25 protein-coding genes are annotated in these 21,142 nt (G+C 67.2%); 12 read left to right on the top strand and 13 right to left on the bottom strand.

Annotated elements, in window-relative coordinates; all coding sequences use genetic code 11:
• The first annotated feature begins 18 nt into the window (after window positions 1-18).
• Window positions 19-669 carry an NAD(P)H-binding protein gene (locus C6A87_RS28475; protein WP_311115293.1) on the top strand — a complete coding sequence of 217 codons (651 nt, stop codon included), beginning with the start codon at window positions 19-21 and terminating at the stop codon, window positions 667-669.
• Between the two features lie 60 nt (window positions 670-729).
• Here C6A87_RS28475 and C6A87_RS28470 read toward each other — a convergent pair whose 3' ends face one another.
• Complete coding sequence (locus tag C6A87_RS28470) at window positions 730-1,647, bottom strand: LysR family transcriptional regulator (RefSeq protein WP_311115292.1); 918 nt, start codon at window positions 1,645-1,647, stop codon at window positions 730-732.
• 262 nt (window positions 1,648-1,909) lie between these two features.
• Between C6A87_RS28470 and C6A87_RS28465 the strand changes: the two genes are divergently transcribed.
• From C6A87_RS28465 to C6A87_RS28455, 3 genes are all read left to right on the top strand, one after another.
• On the top strand, window positions 1,910-2,977 hold the full coding sequence (locus tag C6A87_RS28465; protein ID WP_311118119.1) for an alcohol dehydrogenase catalytic domain-containing protein: 1,068 nt from the start codon (window positions 1,910-1,912) through the stop codon (window positions 2,975-2,977).
• A gap of 60 nt (window positions 2,978-3,037) precedes the next feature.
• Complete coding sequence (locus tag C6A87_RS28460; RefSeq protein WP_311115291.1) at window positions 3,038-3,439, top strand: tautomerase family protein; 402 nt, start codon at window positions 3,038-3,040, stop codon at window positions 3,437-3,439.
• Between the two features lie 231 nt (window positions 3,440-3,670).
• Entirely contained in the window at window positions 3,671-4,597 is a 927-nt protein-coding gene (locus C6A87_RS28455) for a LysR family transcriptional regulator (RefSeq protein WP_311115290.1), read from the top strand.
• A gap of 15 nt (window positions 4,598-4,612) precedes the next feature.
• Here the strand turns inward: C6A87_RS28455 and C6A87_RS28450 are convergent, their stop codons facing one another.
• Both C6A87_RS28450 and C6A87_RS28445 read right to left on the bottom strand, forming a co-directional pair.
• The gene (locus tag C6A87_RS28450) at window positions 4,613-5,569 is read right to left on the bottom strand and encodes a threonine/serine dehydratase (protein WP_311115289.1); all 957 of its coding nucleotides are present in this window, start codon (window positions 5,567-5,569) and stop codon (window positions 4,613-4,615) included.
• A 126-nt stretch (window positions 5,570-5,695) separates the two neighbouring features.
• Entirely contained in the window at window positions 5,696-6,442 is a 747-nt protein-coding gene (locus tag C6A87_RS28445) for a 3-oxoacyl-ACP reductase family protein (protein WP_311115288.1), read from the bottom strand.
• 113 nt (window positions 6,443-6,555) lie between these two features.
• Here C6A87_RS28445 and C6A87_RS28440 point away from each other — a divergent pair, with 113 nt between their 5' ends.
• The gene (locus C6A87_RS28440) at window positions 6,556-7,158 is read left to right on the top strand and encodes a TetR/AcrR family transcriptional regulator (RefSeq protein ID WP_311118118.1); all 603 of its coding nucleotides are present in this window, start codon (window positions 6,556-6,558) and stop codon (window positions 7,156-7,158) included.
• Here C6A87_RS28440 and C6A87_RS28435 read toward each other — a convergent pair.
• Window positions 7,137-7,508: a nuclear transport factor 2 family protein gene (locus tag C6A87_RS28435; protein ID WP_311115287.1), complete on the bottom strand. Its 372-nt coding sequence runs from the start codon at window positions 7,506-7,508 to the stop codon at window positions 7,137-7,139. The genes C6A87_RS28440 and C6A87_RS28435 overlap by 22 nt on opposite strands.
• Window positions 7,509-7,605: 97 nt before the next feature.
• Entirely contained in the window at window positions 7,606-8,652 is a 1,047-nt protein-coding gene (locus tag C6A87_RS28430; protein WP_311115286.1) for an NAD(P)-dependent alcohol dehydrogenase, read from the bottom strand.
• 84 nt (window positions 8,653-8,736) lie between these two features.
• Here C6A87_RS28430 and C6A87_RS28425 point away from each other — a divergent pair, with 84 nt between their 5' ends.
• Window positions 8,737-9,321, top strand: a complete 585-nt coding sequence (locus tag C6A87_RS28425) for a TetR family transcriptional regulator (protein ID WP_311115285.1) — start codon at window positions 8,737-8,739, stop codon at window positions 9,319-9,321.
• Between the two features lie 60 nt (window positions 9,322-9,381).
• Here the strand turns inward: C6A87_RS28425 and C6A87_RS28420 are convergent, their stop codons facing one another.
• The 7 genes from C6A87_RS28420 to C6A87_RS28390 form a co-directional block, all read right to left on the bottom strand.
• Window positions 9,382-10,410 (bottom strand): alpha/beta fold hydrolase, encoded by a 1,029-nt coding sequence (locus C6A87_RS28420; RefSeq protein ID WP_311115284.1) that lies wholly within the window; start codon window positions 10,408-10,410, stop codon window positions 9,382-9,384.
• Between the two features lie 101 nt (window positions 10,411-10,511).
• Window positions 10,512-11,087, bottom strand: a complete 576-nt coding sequence (locus C6A87_RS28415) for a dihydrofolate reductase family protein (protein ID WP_311115283.1) — start codon at window positions 11,085-11,087, stop codon at window positions 10,512-10,514.
• 248 nt (window positions 11,088-11,335) lie between these two features.
• On the bottom strand, window positions 11,336-12,106 hold the full coding sequence (locus C6A87_RS28410) for a hypothetical protein (RefSeq protein WP_311115282.1): 771 nt from the start codon (window positions 12,104-12,106) through the stop codon (window positions 11,336-11,338).
• A 464-nt stretch (window positions 12,107-12,570) separates the two neighbouring features.
• A complete protein-coding gene (locus C6A87_RS28405) occupies window positions 12,571-13,248 on the bottom strand; it encodes a class I SAM-dependent methyltransferase (RefSeq protein WP_311115281.1) in 678 nt (225 codons plus the stop codon).
• A gap of 72 nt (window positions 13,249-13,320) precedes the next feature.
• Window positions 13,321-13,800, bottom strand: a complete 480-nt coding sequence (locus C6A87_RS28400) for an SRPBCC family protein (protein WP_311115280.1) — start codon at window positions 13,798-13,800, stop codon at window positions 13,321-13,323.
• Window positions 13,801-13,830: 30 nt separating this feature from the next.
• Window positions 13,831-15,024 (bottom strand): macrolide family glycosyltransferase, encoded by a 1,194-nt coding sequence (locus C6A87_RS28395; protein WP_311115279.1) that lies wholly within the window; start codon window positions 15,022-15,024, stop codon window positions 13,831-13,833.
• 30 nt (window positions 15,025-15,054) lie between these two features.
• Window positions 15,055-15,882 (bottom strand): MOSC N-terminal beta barrel domain-containing protein, encoded by an 828-nt coding sequence (locus C6A87_RS28390; RefSeq protein ID WP_311115278.1) that lies wholly within the window; start codon window positions 15,880-15,882, stop codon window positions 15,055-15,057.
• A gap of 155 nt (window positions 15,883-16,037) precedes the next feature.
• Between C6A87_RS28390 and C6A87_RS28385 the strand changes: the two genes are divergently transcribed.
• The 6 genes from C6A87_RS28385 (at window position 16,038) to C6A87_RS28360 (ending at window position 19,975) form a co-directional block, all read left to right on the top strand.
• Window positions 16,038-16,172 carry a hypothetical protein gene (locus C6A87_RS28385; protein ID WP_311115277.1) on the top strand — a complete coding sequence of 45 codons (135 nt, stop codon included), beginning with the start codon at window positions 16,038-16,040 and terminating at the stop codon, window positions 16,170-16,172.
• Between the two features lie 272 nt (window positions 16,173-16,444).
• Window positions 16,445-17,038 (top strand): hypothetical protein, encoded by a 594-nt coding sequence (locus C6A87_RS28380; RefSeq protein ID WP_311115276.1) that lies wholly within the window; start codon window positions 16,445-16,447, stop codon window positions 17,036-17,038.
• Entirely contained in the window at window positions 17,014-17,136 is a 123-nt protein-coding gene (locus C6A87_RS28375) for a hypothetical protein (RefSeq protein WP_311115275.1), read from the top strand. The genes C6A87_RS28380 and C6A87_RS28375 overlap by 25 nt, the downstream gene beginning before the upstream one ends.
• A gap of 69 nt (window positions 17,137-17,205) precedes the next feature.
• Complete coding sequence (locus C6A87_RS28370) at window positions 17,206-18,078, top strand: CPBP family intramembrane glutamic endopeptidase (protein WP_311115274.1); 873 nt, start codon at window positions 17,206-17,208, stop codon at window positions 18,076-18,078.
• Window positions 18,078-19,301: a histidine kinase gene (locus tag C6A87_RS28365; RefSeq protein ID WP_311115273.1), complete on the top strand. Its 1,224-nt coding sequence runs from the start codon at window positions 18,078-18,080 to the stop codon at window positions 19,299-19,301. The genes C6A87_RS28370 and C6A87_RS28365 overlap by 1 nt, the downstream gene beginning before the upstream one ends.
• Window positions 19,289-19,975: a response regulator transcription factor gene (locus C6A87_RS28360; RefSeq protein ID WP_311115272.1), complete on the top strand. Its 687-nt coding sequence runs from the start codon at window positions 19,289-19,291 to the stop codon at window positions 19,973-19,975. The genes C6A87_RS28365 and C6A87_RS28360 overlap by 13 nt, the downstream gene beginning before the upstream one ends.
• A gap of 16 nt (window positions 19,976-19,991) precedes the next feature.
• On the opposite strand, the gene C6A87_RS28355 is transcribed toward C6A87_RS28360, so the two are convergent.
• Window positions 19,992-20,996 carry a 1-aminocyclopropane-1-carboxylate deaminase gene (locus C6A87_RS28355; protein ID WP_311115271.1) on the bottom strand — a complete coding sequence of 335 codons (1,005 nt, stop codon included), beginning with the start codon at window positions 20,994-20,996 and terminating at the stop codon, window positions 19,992-19,994.
• Window positions 20,997-21,142 lie beyond the last annotated feature (146 nt).

Genomic DNA, 21,142 nt, shown 5'->3' with positions numbered 1-21,142 from the left:
TACGGAAAGGTGCCACAGATGAAGGTCTTCGTGATCGGCGCGACCGGAGGTGTCGGACATCGCCTGATGCGCGCATTGATCGAGCGCGGTGACGACGTGAGGGCCTTGCATCGGCGGCCCGAGCAAGCAAGCGATCTGCGTGCCGCCGGTGCTGAGCCGTTCCACGCCGACCTGGCAGCGATGACCGAGGATGACCTGGCTTCGATGATCGCCGGCACGGACGCTCTGGTCTTCGCCGCCGGGGCCGGCGGCGTTGGCGCACAACTGACTTCGAGTATCGACGGGGAGGGTGTGTCGAAGTCCATCGCGGCTGCCCGGGCGGCCGGCGTTCGTCGCTTCATCCTGGTGTCGGTGTTTCCGGAAGCCTGGCGCGAACGCCCACGCGACGAAGGGTTCGAACACTATCTCGCCGTCAAGAAGCAAGCCGACGTCGAACTGGCTGCCAGCGATCTCGACTGGGTGATCTTGCGGCCCGCCGAACTCACTGATCGAACCGGCAATGCCACCATCTCGATTTCGCCCGCGCTGATTCACACGACGGTGTCTCGCGACAACGTGGCAGCCACTCTGGCCGAGTTGGTGCACCGGCCCGAGGTGTCCCGCGTCATCCTCGAGGTCACCGACGGGCCGACTCGGATTCGAGAAGCGATCGGGGCATTAGGCGTCTGATGCCGGACGTGACTTCGTTCTGACCGGGCCGACTGACGGTCGGGGCATCGACGCGCGGCGTTACGGCCCGCGGTGCGGGTCACCAGGCGGCAGCCAGTACTGACCATCGCGGGTGTCGGGAAGTTCGACATCCCGGGTCACCGCCTTCATGACCGCTCGTACCGAAGCGCGGTCGTTGTCTCGGCGGACCACGAGCGACCACGTCCACAGCGGCGTCGGCCCGATAACCGGACACCGGTGTAGATCGCGAGGGAATGGCATAGACTGTCCCACTGGAGAATTCAACACCGGCGCCTGGCGCCGACGGATATGGTTGAAGAACGCCGTGCCTGTGATGCCGCCGTCGTCGATGTGTTCCAGGGTGGCACCCGTGTCCTGCGCGAACAAGGTCGCGTATCGGTTCCAGGACGACCAGCTGTCGTTCCTAGTGTCTACCAGCACCACCGCATCAGCGGCGTTGACTCGTGCGGTATCCGGACCGGTGCTCAGTGCCCAGAGTTCCTCCACCCCCAGCAGATGCGCTTCCAGACCCAAGGCTTCCAGGTCCGAGATCTGCATCCAGCAAATGGCCAAGTCAAGCGTGCCTTCGGCCACTCTCACCGCCAACATGTGCGACGGACAGGTCCACACGTCGATGGACATCGGCGCGACGCCGGCGACACGCTCGGCCCAGTCGGACGGGCACCACACGACGTATCCAAGTCGAACCGGTGATTCGGTTCTGACACTGGCGATGCGCTCACTGAGATCGTCGGCACTGTCGAGCAGTGCGCGGGTTCTGGACAGCAACGCTGCACCGGTCGAAGTCAGGCTGACGCCTTGGCGACTACGGTCGAACAGCCTTACCCCGAGGTCGTTCTCCAGTGCCGTGATCTGTTGGGAGAGCGACGGCGCAGCAATGTGGAGGCGTTGCGCTGCGCGGCCGATGTTCAGCTCCTCGGCGACCGCCAGGAAGTACCGCAACTGCCTGAACTCCATGGCATCTCACGTTATCTCAGACCGGGCCGGATCACGACCGATGCCGTCGAATCGCTGCCTAGCCTGTCGGGTGACATGGGCGGTGTGGCCCGACCGTTGCGTCTGAGGTTGTGGCTCCAAGCTGGGAGGAACGCCGTCCTTTGATATCGGGCGTGCTCCGCTGACGATTGACGAGGGCCGATTGACGCGGCACGGACACGACAGTGAATTTGACGCCACGGTCCGAGAATCCACAGACAAGATGAAGGGAGCGTTGACCGAGATGCGCGCTGTGCAGATGGACGCTTTTCGAAAGCAATTGGTAATACGTGATGTCCCCGTTGCCGAGATCGGCGACGACGACGCGCTGATCCGGGTGACCGCATCGGGAGTTTGTCGCACTGACTGGCACGTTTGGAACGGCGACTGGGCGTGGATCGGGCTTCACCCTCCACTGCCTACGACGTTGGGTCACGAGATCGGCGGCGTGGTCGAGAGCGTGGGCAGCAAGGTGACCGCCGTGTCGACCGGCACCCGGGTCACCATCCCATTCAATCTTGCTTGTGGTGAATGCCGTTACTGCAGAAGGGGCCTGCAGAATCTCTGCGACAACTGGGCGTGGCCGTTCCTGGTCGAAGGTTCCGGGGGATTCGCGGAGTACGTCCGCGTCCCCAACGCCAACCTGAACTGCATTCCCCTCCCGAGCGAGGTCACTGAACTCGATGCGGCGGTGCTGGGTTGCCGCTACATGACGGCTTACCGGCAAGTCCGCACACGCGCGTCGGTGCGTGCCGGCGAGACGGTTACGGTCGTGGGACTCGGCGGGGTCGGCCTTGCCGCAGTCGAAATCGCTTCTGCCCTTGGAGCACAGGTCGTCGCAGTCGACAAGCAGCCCGATCGGCTGGCTGAGGCGACGAAGCTAGGCGCGATGGAAGTCATCGACTCCGACGGCATGACTCCGGTGGAAGTCGGCGAACGAGTCCAGGCCGTCAACGGCGGCATCGGTTCGCAGGTCTCGATCGACGCGGTCGGGATGAACGATGCGACGCTCGCAGCTCTGGAGTCGCTGCAGAAGGGTGGGCGATTGGCCACCGTCGGGCTGACGACGCGCGGCGAGGACGGCCAACTCACCATCCCCATCGACAAGATGGTGGCCAAGGAATGGTCGATCTCGGGCAGCCTCGGCAATCCCCACGCGGATTACCCCGAACTGCTGGCCATGGTCCAGAACGGGAAACTCGCTCCCCACCAACATGTTCGCCGCGAGATCGGGTTCGACGACGTGCAGGGTGTCTTCGACGTACTCCCCGACTTCGGCACCCGCGGCTACGTCGTCATCACAAAATTCTGAGTTCGCCAACAGATCAAGGAGGAAGTCATGCCACTGATTTACGTCAACTACCCGGAGGGGATGTTCCCGGAAGGTGCGATCGACGCCCTTGCCGACGACATCACGACGGCCGGGCTCGAGTGCGAGGGACTGCCGAACACCCCCTTCGTCCGGAGCACCACCTGGGTCTACGCCACGGAGTTCCCGGCCGGACGGGTCTATCACGGCGGAAAGCCCGGTGGGACGAAGGTCATCAGCTTCGAGGTCAACATCGTTGACGGTGGCTTGGACGCCGAGGCGAAGAAAAAGCTGATCGCCGCCTTCACCGACAGCGTCAGGAAGCATGCCGACATCCCGGCAGACGAGCGCGTACCCGCTTATGTCCTGATCCGCGACGTCCCGGCTCAAGACTGGGGATTGTTCGGTGCGCCGGTGGTGCTCGACGACCTGCGCAACCCGCCCGAGGGTGAAAAGCCCATCTGACGGTTCCTTGCGTGACGCCCAGCTGACTCGGTGGGCGGGGCCGGCGCGCCGGGGCATGACCCCGGCGCGCCCTCCTCCGAGCGGGGTGTCCACTAGGAGTTTGCTGAGCGTGCCGGCCGTCCTTGCGGTGACGCGGCCCGAACCGACGGGCAGCACCGTGTGAGGTCCTCTGAAATGAGGTGTGTTTCAACATGTCCCGTCGCCGCGTGGCAGCGGATTAGGATCGCGTAGATGGAACTTCGACACCTGCGCTACTTCGTGACGGTCGCCGAAGAGTTGAACTTCGGCCGGGCAGCGGAACGCCTGCACATCGCGGGTCCGTCGCTTTCGCAGCAGATCAAGGTGCTCGAACGCGATCTCAAGGTGCGGTTGCTCGATCGAGATCGCCGGGGCGTGGTCCTCACGCCGGGCGGTGCGGCACTCCTGCCCCATATCCGGGCCTTGGTGGATCAAGCCGACGAGATGCGCAGGGAAGCCATCGGCATGACAGCGGCGCCCGTCCGCTTGGGATACGTAGCCTGGTGTCCCATCGATTGGGCGGAACGTACCGCAGCGGTGGCGGATCTGCAGATCGACAACTGGGTCATGCCGTCACACATCCAGGCCGCTCGCGTCGCGCAGGGGAGCCTCGACCTTGCCATCTGTTGGGTGCAGACCAGGGACCTGAACGATTCCGGGCTCGGCGCACACCTGATCGGGGTGGACCGCCTGTATGCGGTGGGCGTTGGCGCAGACGACTCCCCGGTGAGGGCCTCCGACGTTCTGGTACTTCTCGATGCGGACGGTGAGAGTTGGCGGTCGTGGAATCGCTACGGCGAACTGTTCGCAGAGCGGTGCGGTGCGCGCACCCTTGCCATTGCCGACGGTGGAATCACGGGGCCTACGTTCTTCGAACACGTGCGGCGCACGCGACGGCCCGTCCTCAACTCGCCGATGGGGCAGTCGGCGCAATTGCCGCGCGACCTCGTCCAGCGTCCGATCGTCGATCCTGCCCCGATGTGGACGTGGTCGCTGGTCTGGCGGCTCGATGATGATCGGCCGGCGGTACACGCGGCGATCGACGCGTTCACCCGGGGCGTGACCAGCCCGCCACCGGATGGCGACACGAGTTGGCTACCTCCCGGCGACCCGTACCGGACTACACCGGACCCGTGGTGATGCACGGCCGAACGGTCAAGCGTCACCGATGGTGCCGAGATCAGTGTTCGCGCCGCAAATGATCACGGCGAGGTTTTCGTCCCGGGTGGGTCGGTACGCACCGAAAGCGACGGCGGCGTACGCCGCCGCGGCACCATGCTCGGCCGGGATTCGAAACGACTGCCACAGATCGTTCCGGGCCTCGACGATCTGCTGATCCGACACCAGCACCGACTGCGGAGGAGCAGAGGCGGCGCGGGCAAAGGCGATATCGCCGAGTCGTCGTGCACCGAGCGAGTCCGCGGCGATACCCGACACCTCGACGTCCACCGGTGCGCCAGCCGCCAGCGCGGCGTGCAGCGTCGGAATCCGCTGCGGCTCAACGGCAACGATGTCGGCCCTACCGTCGGCTGCTGCGGAGAGCCCACTGAACAGGCCGCCTCCGCCGACCGCCACCACGATGGTCGTCACCTCCGGCGCCGACTCGAAGATCTCCTCGGCGATCGTTCCGGCCCCTGCGCATATCTCGACTTGGTCGTACGCGTGGCAGAACAGGGCGCCGCTGTCCGCTTCGTAGTCACGCGCGGCGTCGTATGCGTGGGCGTACTCCGTACCGATCTGCTTGACATCCGCGCCGTACTCGGTCAAGCGGTCGATTTTCACCTGTGGTGCGGTCTCCGGAACGAAGACGGTCGCCTTGACGCTCAGGCGCTGTGCCGCATAGGCATGCGCGAGGCCCGCGTTCCCGCCGGAGGCGACCACGATGCCGATCCTCGGATCGAGTTCACCGCGCTCTCGCGCGGCCAGTTGACGGTTGAATGCGCCACGTGTCTTGAACACGCCCGCATGTTGCATGAACTCGCACTTGAGCCACAGCTGCGTGCCGGCTACCTCCGCCCTCAGAAGCGGAGTTCGGCGCACGTAGCCGTTGATTCGGCGTCGCGCTTCCAGCACGTCGTCGCGCCGGATGTCAATACTCGGTGGGTTGTTCACCGGCCACCTTCGTTCAGTCTGTCAGCTCTGGGGTCCGGACGTGTCGCTACCACGCTTCGGTAGGAGCCGCTCACATCCAGCGCGTTGGCGGGGATGGTCGATTCGATCGCGCCTGATGGCCCGCCGTCAGACGGTGAAGCCACCGTCGACGTTCAGGTGCGCGCCGGTGATGTAACCGGATTCGGGGCCTGCCAGGAAGCTCACCAGAGAGGCCACGTCGCTGGTGTGTCCGTAGCGGCCCTGCACGGTGACCTGCTTGAGGCTCTCGGCGAAATCCCCCTGGTCGGGGTTGGCGTCGGTGTCGATGGGGCCCGGCTGCACGTTGTTCACCGTGATGCCGCGCGGACCGAGGTCGCGGGCGAGGCCGCGGGTGAACGACTGCACCGCGCCCTTGGTCATGCCGTACACCGACAATCCGGGCCCCGGAATCCGGTCGGCGTTGATGCTGCCGATGTTGATGATCCGCGCCCCCTCACCGAGGTGCTTGACGGCCGTGCGGGTGGTCCAGTAGACGCTCCCGATGTTGATGGCCACCAACCGGTCGAACTCCTCGGCGGGGAACTCGTCGATCGGGGCCAGATGGGCGACGGCGGCGTTGTTCACGACCACGTCCAGGCCACCGAGTGCGGTGACCGCCTGTTCCACCGCGTCCGCGCTCTGGGCCGGGTCGGCGGCGTCGGCCTGAATGGCGACCACCGTGGCGCCGTTCGCGGTGAGTTCGGCGACGAGCTCGTCGGCATTCGAGGCTGAGGCCGAATAGGTGAATGCCACCGCGGCGCCGTCCGCGGTCAGTCGGCGCACGATCTGCGCGCCGATCCCGCGCGAACCTCCGGTCACCAGTGCTCGCCGTCCGGTCAGGGGTGCTGTGCTCATTGTGCTGGCCTCTCGTCATTACGAACCGGGTTGTTACTAAGTATGCTCAGGTCAAGTCAGTTAATGGCGAGCACATTCCTGCTGTGATTGGCATCACAGAGAAAGGGATCGCGATGGGCATCGGACGTCCGCGGGAGTTCGACCCCGCGCAGGTCGAGGACGCGGCGATGAAGCTGTTTTGGGAAAGAGGCTTTGACGGAGTCTCGATCTCCGACGTGACGGCGGCGACCGGGGTGAACCGCCGCAGCGTCTATGCCGAGTTCGGATCCAAGGAGAATCTGTTCGACCGGGCCTTGCGGCGCTACCTCGCCGGTCCCAGCGCCTACACGGTCGATGCGCTGAGCCGGCCGACGGCCCGCGACGTCGCCGAGGCGATGGTGCACGGCGCGGCCGACACCGTCAGTGGCGAGATCCACGGTTGCCTGACCGTCGGGGAGGCGCCGGGCCTGACGGAGTTCCGCGAGACGACGGTGCACCGGCTTGCTGAACGCTTCGACACCGCGGTGGCCGACGGTGAGCTACCCGACGTCGACACCGTGGTCCTGGCGCGCTGGATTGCCGCCGTGTGCCAAGGGATAGCCATCCAAGCCCGCAGCGGCGCAAGCCGGGCTGATCTTCATGCCGTCGCCGACCTGGCGTTGGCAGGTTGGCCGACCGCAGCGTCCGAGGGGAACAGCGATGACGCGTGGGGTCATCACGTGACGGGATCGAGATAGAAACGCGCCCAGTTGATCTGGCCGTCGCGGGTGGTCACGATCACGGGCCCGGCGAACGTCACCGGGGCGCCGGCGGTGTCGACGCCGGTGATCTCCCATTCCGACCAGATCTCTGCGCCGCCGCGAGCCGTGCGCAGCACCCTGGCGGTGAGATCGGGTGCGGTGGTGAAGACCGCGGTCCAGTTGGCGAGCACGCGGTCCGCGCCGGTGAAGCTCCGCTCGGGATGGTGGGGCAATTCCGCGTGGAAGTCAGCGGTGAAGCAGTCGGCCACCCGCGAAGCGTCGCCGGAATTGATCGCCTCGCGCAGCCGGTCGAGAACGAGCGGGTCGGAATCGGAAGCGGCGGGCATCGTGGGTCCTTCCGTGGTGGCCGTCAACAGTGCCCGCCGCCACGCGTGAAGACGACGTTTCTCGACCATCACCAACGACGGTAGGCGCTGGGCCGGATCACCGCATCGTGGTCATGTCGAGGCTGAACCGGAATCGCACGTCATTGCGTTCCAATCGGGCCAACGCGTCGTTGACCGCGGTCGCCGGGAGCACCTCCACGTCGGCGGTGATGCCGTGTGCGGCGCAGAAGTCCAGCATCTGGCGTGTGCCCGGCCGGCCGCCGCTTCCGGACATCGCCACACTGCGTCCCAATAGCGCCGCCGGTTCGAAGGTGACCGCGTCGAGAGCCCCCACTTGGCACAGGGTGCCGCCCGGCCGCACGGTGGCGAGGTGATTCGAGATGTCGTGAGAGACAGGGACGGTGTCGAGAATGAAGTCATACCGGCCGCGGGCGTCGGCCATCTGCGCGTCGTGGGTGGACACCACGACGTCCGAGGCGCCCAGGGCGCGGGCCGCCTCGCCCTTGGCCGGCGACGTGGTGAAGAGGTGGACGTCGGCGCCGAGGGCGTGGGCGAACTTGAGGGCGAGGTGGCCCAAACCGCCCAGGCCGACGATGCCGACCGTCATGCCGGGGCTGATCTTGTACTGCGCCAGCGGTTCCCACACGGTGACGCCTGCACACATCAGCGGCGCAGCGCCGGCCGGGTCCAGCCCGTCGGGCAGGTGGTACACGAACCCCTCGGTCACCACGTATTCCGTCGAGTACCCGCCATAGGTGGGCAGGCCGTCGCGGCGGTCGACACCTCCGTACGTCAGGGTGGGGAAGTCGACGCACAACTGCTCGTGCCCGGTGGTGCACATCTGGCACACCCGGCAGGAGTCGACGATGTTACCCACTGCGACCTTGTCGCCCACGGCGAACTCCGTCACCGCGCCACCCACCTCCGCGACGGTGCCGACGAATTCGTGCCCCGGCACCAGCGGGAAAGTGGCGCCGCCGTAGCTGGGCTCGCCGTGCCAAGCGTGCACATCGCTGTGGCACACGCCGCAGAAGTCGACGGTGACCGCTACGTCGTCGGGGCGCAGGTCCCGGCGATCGAACTCCCACTCGTGGAGCGGTTGCGCCTGGCCGTCGGCGGCCAGTCCTCGCACTCGTCGCGGCATGATGCCTCCAAAGTAAACCAACTAGTCTGTTTAGAGTAGCGGGTTCTCGCTCACAGACCAACCAGTCTGTCTAAAATCCGCGGTATGCCTGCTGCGCCCACCCGCCGCGGTGAGGTCACCCGCCAACGCCTCTTGGAGGCTGCCGCGGCCGAGTTCGCCGAACGCGGCATCGCCGGCGCCCGGGTGGACCGCATTGTCGCAACGGCGCGGTCGAACAAGGCCCAGCTCTACCAATACTTCGGCAGCAAAGAGCGCCTCTTCGACGAGGTGTTCTCCATCCACATCGAGAGGCTGGTCGGCGAAGTGACATTCGACGTGGACGACCTGCCCGGATACGCGGTAGGGCTCTACGACACGTGTCTGCACCGGCCGGAGTTGGTCCGCCTGGCTGCGTGGATGCGTCTGGAACGCAACCCGAGTGGCGACCTGCTGCCCGGCGATCCGGACGCCGGCAGAGTCTCGGCGATCGCCGCTGCTCAAGCCGCGGGGCACGTGGACCCCACGATCGACCCGGTCGACATCCTGTCGATGGTCACCGCCATGGCGTTGAGCTGGTCACCGGCATCCCTGCAGATCGCCGCATCAGCCGACGACGGCGCCGACCTCCACGATCGGCGTCGCGCCGCGCTGGCCACCGCTGTGCGCAGGGCGTTCACCCGGCCGCAGTGAGGCGTCACGGGCAACTGCTGAAACCGGCACCTTGGACATCGGCCGGGGGTGTCTTCCGAGTCAGTCGGCTAGGAGCTCCTTGAGGACGTCGTCGATGAACGTGTTGTCCACGGGGTTGGCGTCTCCACCGGCGAAATGGCCGTAAATGCCTGGGATGACCCGCAACTCGGCGTTCTGGATGTGGCTGACCGCGAACTCCTCGTCCTCGGGCGGGAAGTAGAGGTCCTTTTCGGCAGGCAGGACGATCATCTTGGCCTTGATCGTTTTCAGCGCCGCGACCTGATCGCCGTCGAACCCGCGGCCCGGTGTCGCACCGACGTTGCCGTTCTGCCATGTCCAGAGCATGGTCAGCAGATTGTTGGGGTCGCGGCGGTCGAGGAAGAAGCCCTCCCAGAAGCCGACGAGGAAGTCCTCGAGGGAGGAGTAGCCCATCTTCTTGTACTCCTGCTCCCAGTAGAAGGCCTGCGAGAAACCCCACCCGGCGTAGACGCGGGCGGCGGCGCGCAGTCCCCTGACCGGTTTGTCGGTGTACCAGCCCTCCTTGAACGCGGCGTCTGCCGTCAGCGCGGCCTTGACGCCTTCGAGGAACACGATGTTGTGCTCGCTGGTCTTGGAGGAACCGCAGAACGGCATGGCGCGCTGCACCATGTCCGGATAGCTGACGGCCCATTGGTAGGTCTGCCCGGCACCCATCGACCAGCCGGTCACGAGTGCCAGTGTCTCGATGCCGAACGACCGCACGAGCTTGTGCTGCTGCTCGACCTGGTCGTAGAAGGTGACGTTCGGGAACCGCGCCGCATCGTAGGGCGGAGGCGTGTTGGACGGCGAGGTCGACAGCCCGTTGCCCAGCATGTTCGGGACGATGATGAAGTACTTCGCCGGATCCAGAGCCATCCCGTCGCCGATCAACCACTCGTTGTCCCAGTGGCGGCCGGAGTACCACGTCGGGAACACGACCGCGTTCGTCTTGTCGGCATTCAGTTCGCCGTAGGTCTTGTACGCGAGCTTCGCGTCGCGCAGCGTCGCACCGTGTTGCAGCGTCACGTCGCCGAGGTCGAAGATCTGGTAGTCCTGCGGGAATTCATCCATCGAACGGCACCTCTTGTCGATTCCGGCACCGAAATGCCTTGATTCGTCGGAGCATAACGAACTCCCATGCGCGTGGCAGGGGAGTTGCTGGATCGGCGAGCTCAGCTGTGCAGGCGGGGTCGGTAGGTGAGTTCCTGGATTCTGCCGTCGAACGTCCGGCTTTCGCTCATCTCCAGATCGAAATCGGCCGCGCCCAGAAAGATCGGGTCGTCACCGGTCTTCCCGGTGATCACCGGGAAGACCGTCAGCTGAATGCGGTCCACGAGACCGGCGGCCATCAGTGCCCGGTTCATCGACAGGCTGCCGTGCGAACGCAACGGCACGTCGGACTCCTGCTTGAGGGCCGCGACCACGCCGACGGCGTCCCCACTCGCGAGGGTCGCGTCGTGCCAGTCGAGGGGTCCCGTCAGGGTCGACGACACCACCGTCGCCGGAAGGCTGATCATCCGGGTGACCCAGGGGTCACGGACGGACTCCTCGGTGTCTGATCGAAGCATCTGGGTGAAAGCCTGATACGTGTTGCGCCCGAATACCATCCGCTGATCCGTCGCATACTGTGCGAGGCGGTGCTCGAGGAACTCGGGGCCCTGCTTGCCCCAGTAACCGCCCCAATCCCCGCCGCTGATACCGCCCCAGCCGTCCAGGCTGGAGAAGACGTCGAAAGTGTAAGTGACCATGGTGCTCTCCTTCGGGGCGGTGTTCGACCGGGTGTGTCAGTGCAGACAGTGAACCGGTGCGAAACTCATCGCCGCTCGACCTGACGCTCGCACACGCCCTTCCCGCGAGCATTCAGATGCCCGACGGTAGGAAACGGGACGTCAGCCCCGCTGTCCTGCAGAGCAATTCACTGACCGAGCCACTCAACTAGGGCTGGAGCATCTACGGGGCGGTCGGCGAGCGCGGGAACCACGTCAGCGAGCAGCGGTCACTCGTCGGCACCGCCTGCTTCGGAGTCCGGTGCGGCCGGAGCCTCCTTCTCCTCCTGCTCGGACTCGCCCTCGGCCTCGTCAGGGGTGCTCTCCTCGGCGTTCTCCTCGGCGTCGGCCTCGTCCAGGGCGGTGTCGTCGAGGGCGGTGTCGTCGACCTCGGGCGATTCCGTCGGATCCGTCTCTGACCCCTTACGAGCGGGACGTTCCACGACGTCCTCATCGTTGGCGAGGTCATCGGTGTCGGCGTCCTCGACGGCGAGCACGCCGGAGGACCTCTGCGCCGGGGCCTGACCCGGCACCGCGAGGGGCAGCGTCGGGTGCGGAGGCAACGCATCCACCCAACCCGCAGGCCGGTCCAACGGTGGCCGCGCTATGGGGAGCGGGTTGACCTCCGGCTGAGTGAGCGCGATCTGGTCGATGGCGAAGAAGACAGCGGATTCGGCAAGGTCGCGGCCGATCTCACCCAGATTGGTCAGCAGGCCCTCGCCGCGGAGGATGTCGGTGCCGTTGAAGACGACGCTGGCCACGATGCTCTCGGCGAAGTTGAACACGATGTAGAGCTGCTTGCCGAGGTAACCGAGCTGGTTGGCGAACGCGGTGAAATTGGTGCGGACCGCGAGACGGAAATCGATGAACGCCTGGTCGATCGAATCCAGAGTCGAGGCCGCCGCCGCCACCACCTCCTGTGCCGCCGCGGCAGGCGCGTCCTGGTCGCCCGCACGCGATGTCCCGTTCGGTGCGAGCGCTCCGGTCCCGCGGTTCAGCACACGCGACACCTCCGCAAGATCGACTGACGCGTCAACGCGATCCGCGATCACACCCAGTGGGTGGCCGGCGGACGCCGGGGTACCCGTCGGAGCCGCACCCCCGGTCCGAGGCGCGACCCGGTCCGGCGCCGAGCGCAGTGGCCACGCATGCAGCGCGCGCGACGCCACTGTCAGATCGACGGCAGTCGAAGCGCCGGCGGCACCGGGCGATGCCGCGGGCGCAGCCCTCTCGGCCGGCGCGGTCAGGACCCCCGCACCCGTGATCGCCGCAACTGCCACGGCGGCGCCAGATCGTATGACAAAACCCATGATCCACCCCTACGTTCGACGCCTCCACCCGGAACCCGGAAGACAAGATGGCGCAAACATAGGCCGGGAACGCCCGGGAGGGAATGGGGGATACCCCTTGTCGTCCGGCCATCGGAGCGAGGGGCGGCGTCGGGCTCCAGAGTGAAGTGCGGGGGTCAGGCGTACCCCACCCAACCACGGAAGATGAACGCGGTGAAGAACTCGGTCACCTCGGTGAAGCCGGCCTGCTCCAGGATGGCGCGGTCCTGCGCCGGTGTCAGCACCGGCACCTCATCGTTCACGGCGGTGATCATCTTGTCCGCATCGGCGGGGTCGATGCCCGACGCGACGGCGCCTGCCCGATGCCGGTGCATCCACAGCGCCCGCTCGGCGGCGTCCCGCTGCGGGATGCTCGCGTGCACGACGACGAACGGGGCCCCGGGCGACAGTCGTTGCCGCACCGCGGCCGCGGTACGGAGCCGTTCGTCCGGTTCGAGAAAGTGCAGGGTGAGCAGGCTGGTCGCGGCAGCGAACGGCCCCGGCGGGGCGTCGTCGATGTAACCGTGGTGGAACCGCACCCGAGAGGAGTGCGGCGCAAGCGTCTCGGCCGCCAGGTCGAGCATGGCGGCCGCAGGGTCGACGGCATCGAAGGTCCAGCCAGGCTGGGCGTCGGCGAAGGACTTTGTCTCCAGCCCGCCTCCTGCCCCGAGCACCAGGATCCGGGCGTCGGTCGGCGCGTGTTCGGCCATCAAGATCGCCGCCAGGCGATGCACGTCCCGATACATCGGCACAATACGGGCGACGCGATCGGCGTAGGACAAGGCATCTCGCGGAGCATCGAATGCGTGGGTCATGTCCCGATAGTCATGCCCGGGGCAGACGGCTGGCAAGGCGACTTGTCAAAAGGGCAAAACCCGATGCCTCGGCTACGCTCGTTCCCGGGCCAGCGCGGAGAGGTGCTCGAGCGAGTTGTCGAGGTGCTCGCGGTCAAAAGGCGGGAACTCGATCTCTTCGCGGATCGTCGGCGGCACCCCCGACCAGTCGTATGTCAGGGTGACCTCGGTCTGTTCGTGGCCCACCGGTGCAAGGTCGTAGCGCCACGTCCAGCCGCCGAAGTCGAGTTTGGCGTCGTCGTCTCCCTGGCCCGGTAGCCAGCCGATCGCCCGGGGTGGCTGGAACACCTCGACCCGGTTGGCCATCTCGTAGTGCATGCCGCCATAGTTCTGGTGGTACATGGCCATTCGGAAGACCTGTCCGGCCTCGGTCAGCCGCTTGCCGTCGAGGGACTCCCGCACCCAGCCGGTGCCGTCGATGGCCTGGTGGGTGGTCGGGTCGGCCAGCACGTCGAACACGGTTTCGGGGGGTGCGTCGATGGTGCGCGCCGCGCGCATGAATTCGTCAGTCATGCCGGTACTGACCGCCGCCGGTCTGGAAACTCATCGCGTCCGCGGGACGTCGGACCGCGTCGCGAGCAGGCGCTCGACCACGTCGGCTGCGGCGTGTGCGCCACCTGCAGCACGGATTCGTTCCCGCATAAGACGCACGTTCTCCGCGACCTGCGCGCTGGTGATCACGTGGTCCACCGCGGCACGCAGTGCCTCGGGGTTGACCTCGGTAGCGGGGAGAGTCACCCCCAGCCCCAGTTCGGCGATCCGGTCGGCATTGGCCTGCTGCTCGGTCATCTGGGGTAACGCCACGACCGGCACACCGAATGCCAGCGACTCCATCGTGCTGCCCATGCCGGCGTGACTGACGAAGGCTGCCGCGTGCGGCAGCACCTTGAGTTGCGGCACCGCGGCACGAACCTCGATGTGTGGCGCTACCGCGCCCAAATCCCCTGCGTCGACGGCGCTCCCGATCGCCACCACCACGTGCCAGGGCGCATCGGCGAATGCTGCCAGGCAGGCACGGAAGATGTCGGGCCGGTCGTGGTAGGCGGTGCCGAGAGAGACCAGCACGGTGGCCCGTTCAGTTGGTGGTTCCCAGTCCCCGTCCGAGGGCCGGTCGGTGAGGCATGGGCCGACGAACGCGTAAGGCGGTCCGAAGGTGTCCCCGGCGTACTGGAATTCCCGCGGCAGGAACACCAACTGCGCATCGGCCCCGGCCGACTGCAGGAGGTTCGCCACGTTCAGGCCGTGTCGGCGGGCAAGCCGTTGCGCCCGCCACAGCGCGCGCAGCATCTTCGGGCGCAGCGGGTTGACCTTGACGTACCTGTTCATCGACCAGTGTCTGTTGCCCACCAGATTCGGCCAGCCCGCGACCACCGGCACGGACCAGCTGGCGGCGGCGAGTCTGCCCCACCACGCCATGGTCGCGTCGTGCAGCACCAGGTCCGGGTCATCACCGTGGAACCCCGAGAGCACTTGGGGCAGCACGAATTCCGTCTCGTCAAGCGCCACCGTCATCGCATGGGCAAAATCCTGTCCTGTGAACTGCGGCGGGGGTCCCGCGTCGTTCATGAGGGTGCGGTACGGCACCAGCCGTGCTCCGGCATCGGCCACCCGGCCGGCGTGTGCGGTGGTCGCGGCGTAGCTCACCCGGTGTCCCCGGGCCACCAGTTCGGCGGCGACCCCCAACGTCGGATTGACGTGTCCGGTGCCCACCGGCACACAGATCGCGATGTGGCTCATTCGGTTTTCCTGAGTCGTCGACCGCGGGGATCAGCCAACGGAGAACGGGGCCCCGGTTTCGATGATGCCCTGCTTCACCACTTCCACGTAGGCGCCCGCGCACGGGAGCTGACCCAGACCGAAAGACTCGACACGGTTCTCGGCAGTGGGCGTCCGGAGCGCATGGACTGCCCGCCCCAAACCGCGCTGCTCCAGAGTGGGTATCACACAACGCGGCGTGGGCCCCATGCCCCGCAGCACCACCGATCCCACGGTCAGCGTGCGATCCGTCCATTCGTTCTCCGAATACGGCGGATAGCCGGGAGGCGTAGAGATCACGAGGTTGGGCCGGTAGCGCTCGGCTTCTGTCCCGATGCGCTCGAGCGTCGCCGTAGTGATGACGTGCAGGGGCGCGAGGTCGACGAAGGAGTCACCGGGGGTGCCCTCGGCCAGTTCCAGAAGGGGTGCCTCGACCTCGGCGTCGAGGCCACGCTCGAGCACCTGCTCGGGGTCGGCGCGCTCCAGCGTGGCCGCTTGTGGCCTGCGGTCGGCGAGGTGCACCGGTCGGGCGACGAGGGCGGAGAGCACACCGTCGACGTCTTCGTCGTCGGCCGCCACACTGGTGCCGTCGGGCAATTGGATCCGCACGCGGCCGTCGTCGATCGTGGCGCTGCACATCAGCAGGTCGCGCCAGAGTCGCGCCTGTTTGGCACTCGCCACCCGGCCGGTCTCCCGGTCGATCAGCGCGAGTCGCCGGTCACCGTCGGCGCCACCGGCATCGACCGACAGCGCGTCGACGGTCTCACCGAGCATCGACTTGACGGGATAGCGGTACAGCTTCGCGACGCGCATCTGCGGTTCCGTGGTTCCGACGTCCATGAGCGCACCTTAGGCGTGCCGTGCCGCGAGGTCAGGTCCGCCCGTGCCCCGGACCGCAGTCAACGCCCGCAGCGGTACGAATTCCGCCGGACTGGCTTTTATTTATTTCTCCAGTATGGTCGGGCTCGGTGATGGTTGCGAGAAAAGGAGCAACGATGGCTGACAAATCGCGAAGTCGAGAAATCAAGAAGCCTGCGATGACCCTCAAGGAGCGCCGTGCGCTCAAGCGGGCCAAGGTGGTCGAGTCGGGCGAGGTCGTCCCCCGGCGCAAGCGCGTGGACCGCGCCTGAGCGGAAAAGCCACTGCTCGCGGCGTCGGTCGTCGGATGGTACTGCCACGGCCGACACCGCGGGCGCGCTGTCCCGGCATGCCCTCGACCGGACCTGCGATCGGACCTAGAATTCGATATGCCGGGTGAACAGAGCGCGTTTGCGCCATTCTTGTAATGGCTTCGAGGAACGATTGCGGCGCCGGAATATCATTTGACTGAATTAATCGGTATTCGACGGTCAGCGAGGTTGCCGTGCCAATTCGAGAGCTCCATAGCACGTCGGTGATGGTGGTGGGTCGTCCCTCGGAACTGACCGCATCGATGGCCGCGGCGTTGCGGCGCCGCGGCGTCTCGGTGATCGAGGCACCCGCACGGCGCGGGCCGGCGGGCCGGGTGGCCGCCTCCGAGTCGATGATCCTTGTCATCGACGGAGACCTGGCCGAGGAATTGTTCGCCGCGGGTTCTTCCTGGCGGTCACGTCGGCGGACGGGGGAGTGGGAGAACGACGCCTGCGACCTGGTCGTCGCCGGCGCGCTCGACACCGGAGCGCGCTCGGTCTTCGTGGTCTGCGACGGTAGGCGCCTCACGTTCGGTCAGCGTGCCCGGGTGGTCGGCGTGTTCCGGCGCCTGGCGCGCAGGGTCGACTACGAGTGCGTCATCAACGGACTTCGACCGGTCACCACGTCGTACGCGGTGATCGACTCCGATGGCGACGTCGCCCGCCTCGCGCACGCGCTCGGCGAGTCGCTTGTCCGGATTCAAGGATTTCCTGGCCGGAAGAAGGCGGCGCGGAAGACACGGACAGGGCGAGCATGGATGGCAGGGATACTCCCGCAGCCATCACAGAAGGAGCACAAGCCATGTCCGAAATCATCGGGGGGATAGAGGTTCCCGACACCGCCGCAGTCGCCGAGGCGACCCGTCACGTGCAGGGCAACACCAGCTCGCTCATCTACGAGCACTCCCGCGCCTCCGGCCGGTAGCGTGCGCGCTACCCCCGAACGGGCCCCTGGGGGACCGACCTCCGCGCCGCAACAGGCTGAACTGGGTGGATGACCACTCGACCCACCACCGACGCCCGCGACCCCGTCGACGGGACGCCCCACACCACACCCGCCCGACGCCACCGGGGTATCAAGTGGTTCCTGGCCCTCGCGTTCCTGGGCGCGTGGATCCCGTGGCTCGGCGTGTACCTGCTCGGCGGGTCCCTTGACGATCTGGCGACCCAACTCGCCACCGCCGCCTTCGTCCCCGCGCTCGCGGCGTGCGTCGTCCGACGCTGGATCACCAGGGAGGGATTCGCCAATTCCGGTCTGCGCCTGCATTGGAGATCGTCGTGGCCCTACTACGTCGCCGCCGCGACGATCCCCTGGGGCGTGCTGCTCCTCGCGGTGGCCGTCGCGGTTCTCGCCGGGTGGTGGTCGCCGTCGGACCTGGACATGCCGGTCACGGCATGGGTGTATCTGGCGGCGGGACCGCTGGTCTGCGCGGCGACGGCGCCGTTGTTCTGGGGCGAAGAGTACGGCTGGACGGCCTACCTGCGTGACCGTCTGGTTCCGGGGCGACCGGTCGCCACCACATTCCTGACCGGCCTGATTTGGGGCGTGTGGCATTGGCCGCTGCCCTGGGTCGGCTACTTCGGAGGGGAAGTCGGTGTGGCAGAGGCTATCTGGGGCATGCTGTGGTGGGTGCCGATGAGCATTCTGCTGGAGTTCGTCATCGGCTGGTTGTGGTCGGGCACCGGGTCGGTCTGGCCGCCGGCGATGCTGCACGCGGGTGCCAATCTCGTCGCCTCGCTCGGCATGTTCCACGTTTTCGGCGGCACCGTCGGCGTCAGCGCCACCTCGTTCCTGCTCTGCGCCGGTCTTCTCCCGTTCGTGGCGGCGATCGTGATCACCGGTCGAGTGGGCCATAGACTCGCGTGATGGTCCAGGTCCCTGCCCGATCGTTGGGCGCCGCGATGGCGTCGGGGCCGCGGTACCTGGTGTCGTCGTGGCCGTGGCGCGCGCTGTTGTGGACGGTGTCCGGCGCCGCCCTGAGCGCTGTGGTCGTCGCCACCGCACCACTGACAATCCTTGGGGCAGGCTCACGTTCGCTGCGCAACGCGGTCTGGAAGCCGCTGTTGGAGTTGGAGTGCGCGCGGCTGTCGCTGATCGACAAGCCCGCCGCGGAACGGGTCAGGCACGACGTGGCAAGCGCTCGCGCGCAGCAGCAGGTGCCGAGTCCGCGCCAGGTCGGCCACATGCTGTTCACGGCGCTGGTCACGGGCCCGTGGGGCGCGGTGCTGGTGGCGTTCATGGCGATCCTTGTCGGCGTCATGGTGGCGGCGCCGTGGCTGGTGCGGCCCGGCGAGCCGATCAACGTCGCGCTGTGGCTGATCGACACCACCGGGGAGGCCTGGGTCGCGGCGGTGACGGGCCTCGCGGTGCTGGTGCTGACCGCCTACCTCGTCGGGGCCTACGCCGCGGCGCTCGGGCAGCTGACTGTCATCGCGATGACCGATCCCCAAGCGCTGCAACGGGAAGTGGCCCGGCTCGAGCAGTCGCGCACCGCGCTTCTGGACGCGGTCGAACAGGAGCGGCGGCGTATCGAAAGCGAGTTGCACGATCGGGTGCAGCACCGTCTGGTGGCGTTGGCGCTGACATTGGGCATCGCCGAGAGCGTGCACGGCGACGACGAGACGGGCCGGCTGGCCGCCGACGCGCACCGGCAGCTCGACGACACCCTCGCCGAACTGCGGGCGGTGCTGCTGGGCATCCTCCCGCGGGCGCTCACCGAACACGGGCTCGCGGCGGCGGTCACCGACTTGATCGGCGCCTACCCGCTGCCGGTCAGCACCGACTTCGGGGCCACCGAGAGACCGGGGCGCCTGCCCGCGGTGATCGAGCACACCGCCTATCTGGTCATCAACGAAGCGCTGAGCAACGTCGTCAAACACTCGTCGGCGTCGGCCGTGACGATCACCGCCGACCGGCAGGACGGCAGGTGGTGGCTCACTGTCCGCGACGACGGCCGCGGCGGCGCCAGCGTGCGCCCGGGGCGCGGGCTGGCCACACTGGCCGCCCGGGTGGAGGCCGTCAACGGCACGCTGACCATCTCCAGCCCGGACGGCGGACCCACCGAGATGAGCATGCGATGCCCGGTGTGACGCCTCGTCCCGGCGAAGGGCTGCGCATCGTCCTGGCCGAGGACGCGCCGTTGCTGCGCGCCGGGATCGTGACGGTGCTCGAATCCGACGGCCATCAGGTGTGCGCGGCCGTCGAGACCGCCGACGAACTGCGGGCGGCGGCGCGGACCCACCAGCCCGACGTGGTGGTCACCGATGTCAGGATGCCGCCCACCCACACCGACGAAGGCATCCGGGCCGCGATCGAACTGCGCCGCGCCACACCGGGCCTCCCGGTGGTGATCCTGTCGCAGTACACGTCGGTCGGGTCGCTGGACCAATTGCTGGACCGCACCGCTGCTGCCGGGCGCGGCGGGCTGGGCTACCTGCTCAAGGACCGTGTCGCGCACGTGCGGCACTTTCTCGACGCGGTCCGCGACATCGCCGGCGGGGCAACCATCATCGATCCGGACATCGTGGTCGCACTGGTCGGCGCCTCCCGCAGACGAGGCGTGCTGTCGACACTGACGCCGCGTGAGGAGGAGGTGCTCAGCCTGATGGCGCAGGGCCTGACCAACTCCCGCATCGCGCAGCGGCTCGTCGTGTCCGAGGCGGCGGTCCGGAAACACGTCGGCGGCATCTTCGCGAAGCTCCCGCTGGCTGACGACGGGGATCGGCGAGTCCTCGCCGTGCTGACCTATCTCAACGAGTCGTGACCGCCGGCGCGCCGATTCAGAAGACGCCGCTGTAGGCGTTGAGCGCGGGTTGCCCACCCAGGTGCGCGTAGAGAACCTTGGAGGTGGGCCCGATCTGGCCGGACCGGACCAGGTCGATCAGTCCTGCCATGGACTTTCCCTCGTACACCGGGTCGAGGATGACCCCTTCGAGCCGGCCGGTCAGCCTGATGGCATCGACGGTCGACTGCACCGGGATGCCGTAGCGGTCACCGGCCCAACCCTCCAGGACGACGATCTCGTCGTCGGTCAGGTCTCGGCCCAACCCGATGAGTTCGGCGGTGTTGCGTGCGATGCGGGCGACCTGAGCGCGTGTCTCTGCCGGTGTCGCCGACGCGTCGATACCGATGACCCGGCGCGGGCGTCGCTGACCGGCGAACCCGGCGATCATTCCCGCGTGGGTCGAGCCGGTGACCGTGCAGACCACGATGGTGTCGAAGAAGATCCCGAGTTCGTCCTCCTGGCGCTGCACCTCATAGGCCCAGTTGGCGAAACCGAGTCCGCCGAGACGGTGATCGGACGCCCCCGCGGGGATGGGGTACGGGGTGCCACCGGCGCGGCGCACGTCCTCGATGGCGTGATGCCAGCTGTCCTTGAACGCGATGCCGAATCCGGCGGGGTCGAGACGGACGTCGGCGCCCATGATCCGCGACAGCAGGATGTTGCCGACCTTGTCGTTCACCGAATCGGGCCAGTCGACCCATTTCTCCTGCACCAGTACCGCTTTCAGGCCGAGCTTGGCTGCGACTGCGGCCACCTGACGGGTGTGGTTGGACTGCACCCCGCCGATCGAGACCAAGGTGTCGGCGCCTTGTTCCAGCGCGTCGGGAATGACGTACTCCAGCTTGCGGGTCTTGTTCCCGCCGAACGCGATACCGGAGTTGACGTCCTCGCGCTTGGCCCAGATCTCAGCGCCCCCGAGGTGCGCGCTGAGCCGGGGTAACGGATGGATCGGGCTGGGGCCGAAGGTCAGCGGGTAGCGCGGGAAGTCTTCGATGGCCATGCGTTCTCCAGAGTTCGTCGCCCGCCCGCGGGCGCGGGCTCTCCGTCCAGTGTGCAACATGCAATATATTACCGCACGCCGACCGCGAAGAAATTCTCCGAAATCGTCCGGCCGGAACCGCTGACCCGGTGCCGCGTCCCGTCTTA

The organism is Mycobacterium sp. ITM-2016-00317 (assembly GCF_002968295.1).
Lineage (GTDB): Bacteria > Actinomycetota > Actinomycetes > Mycobacteriales > Mycobacteriaceae > Mycobacterium.
The sequence above is the reverse complement of the archived record's forward strand: the minus strand, read 5'-3'. Positions and strand labels throughout refer to the sequence as shown.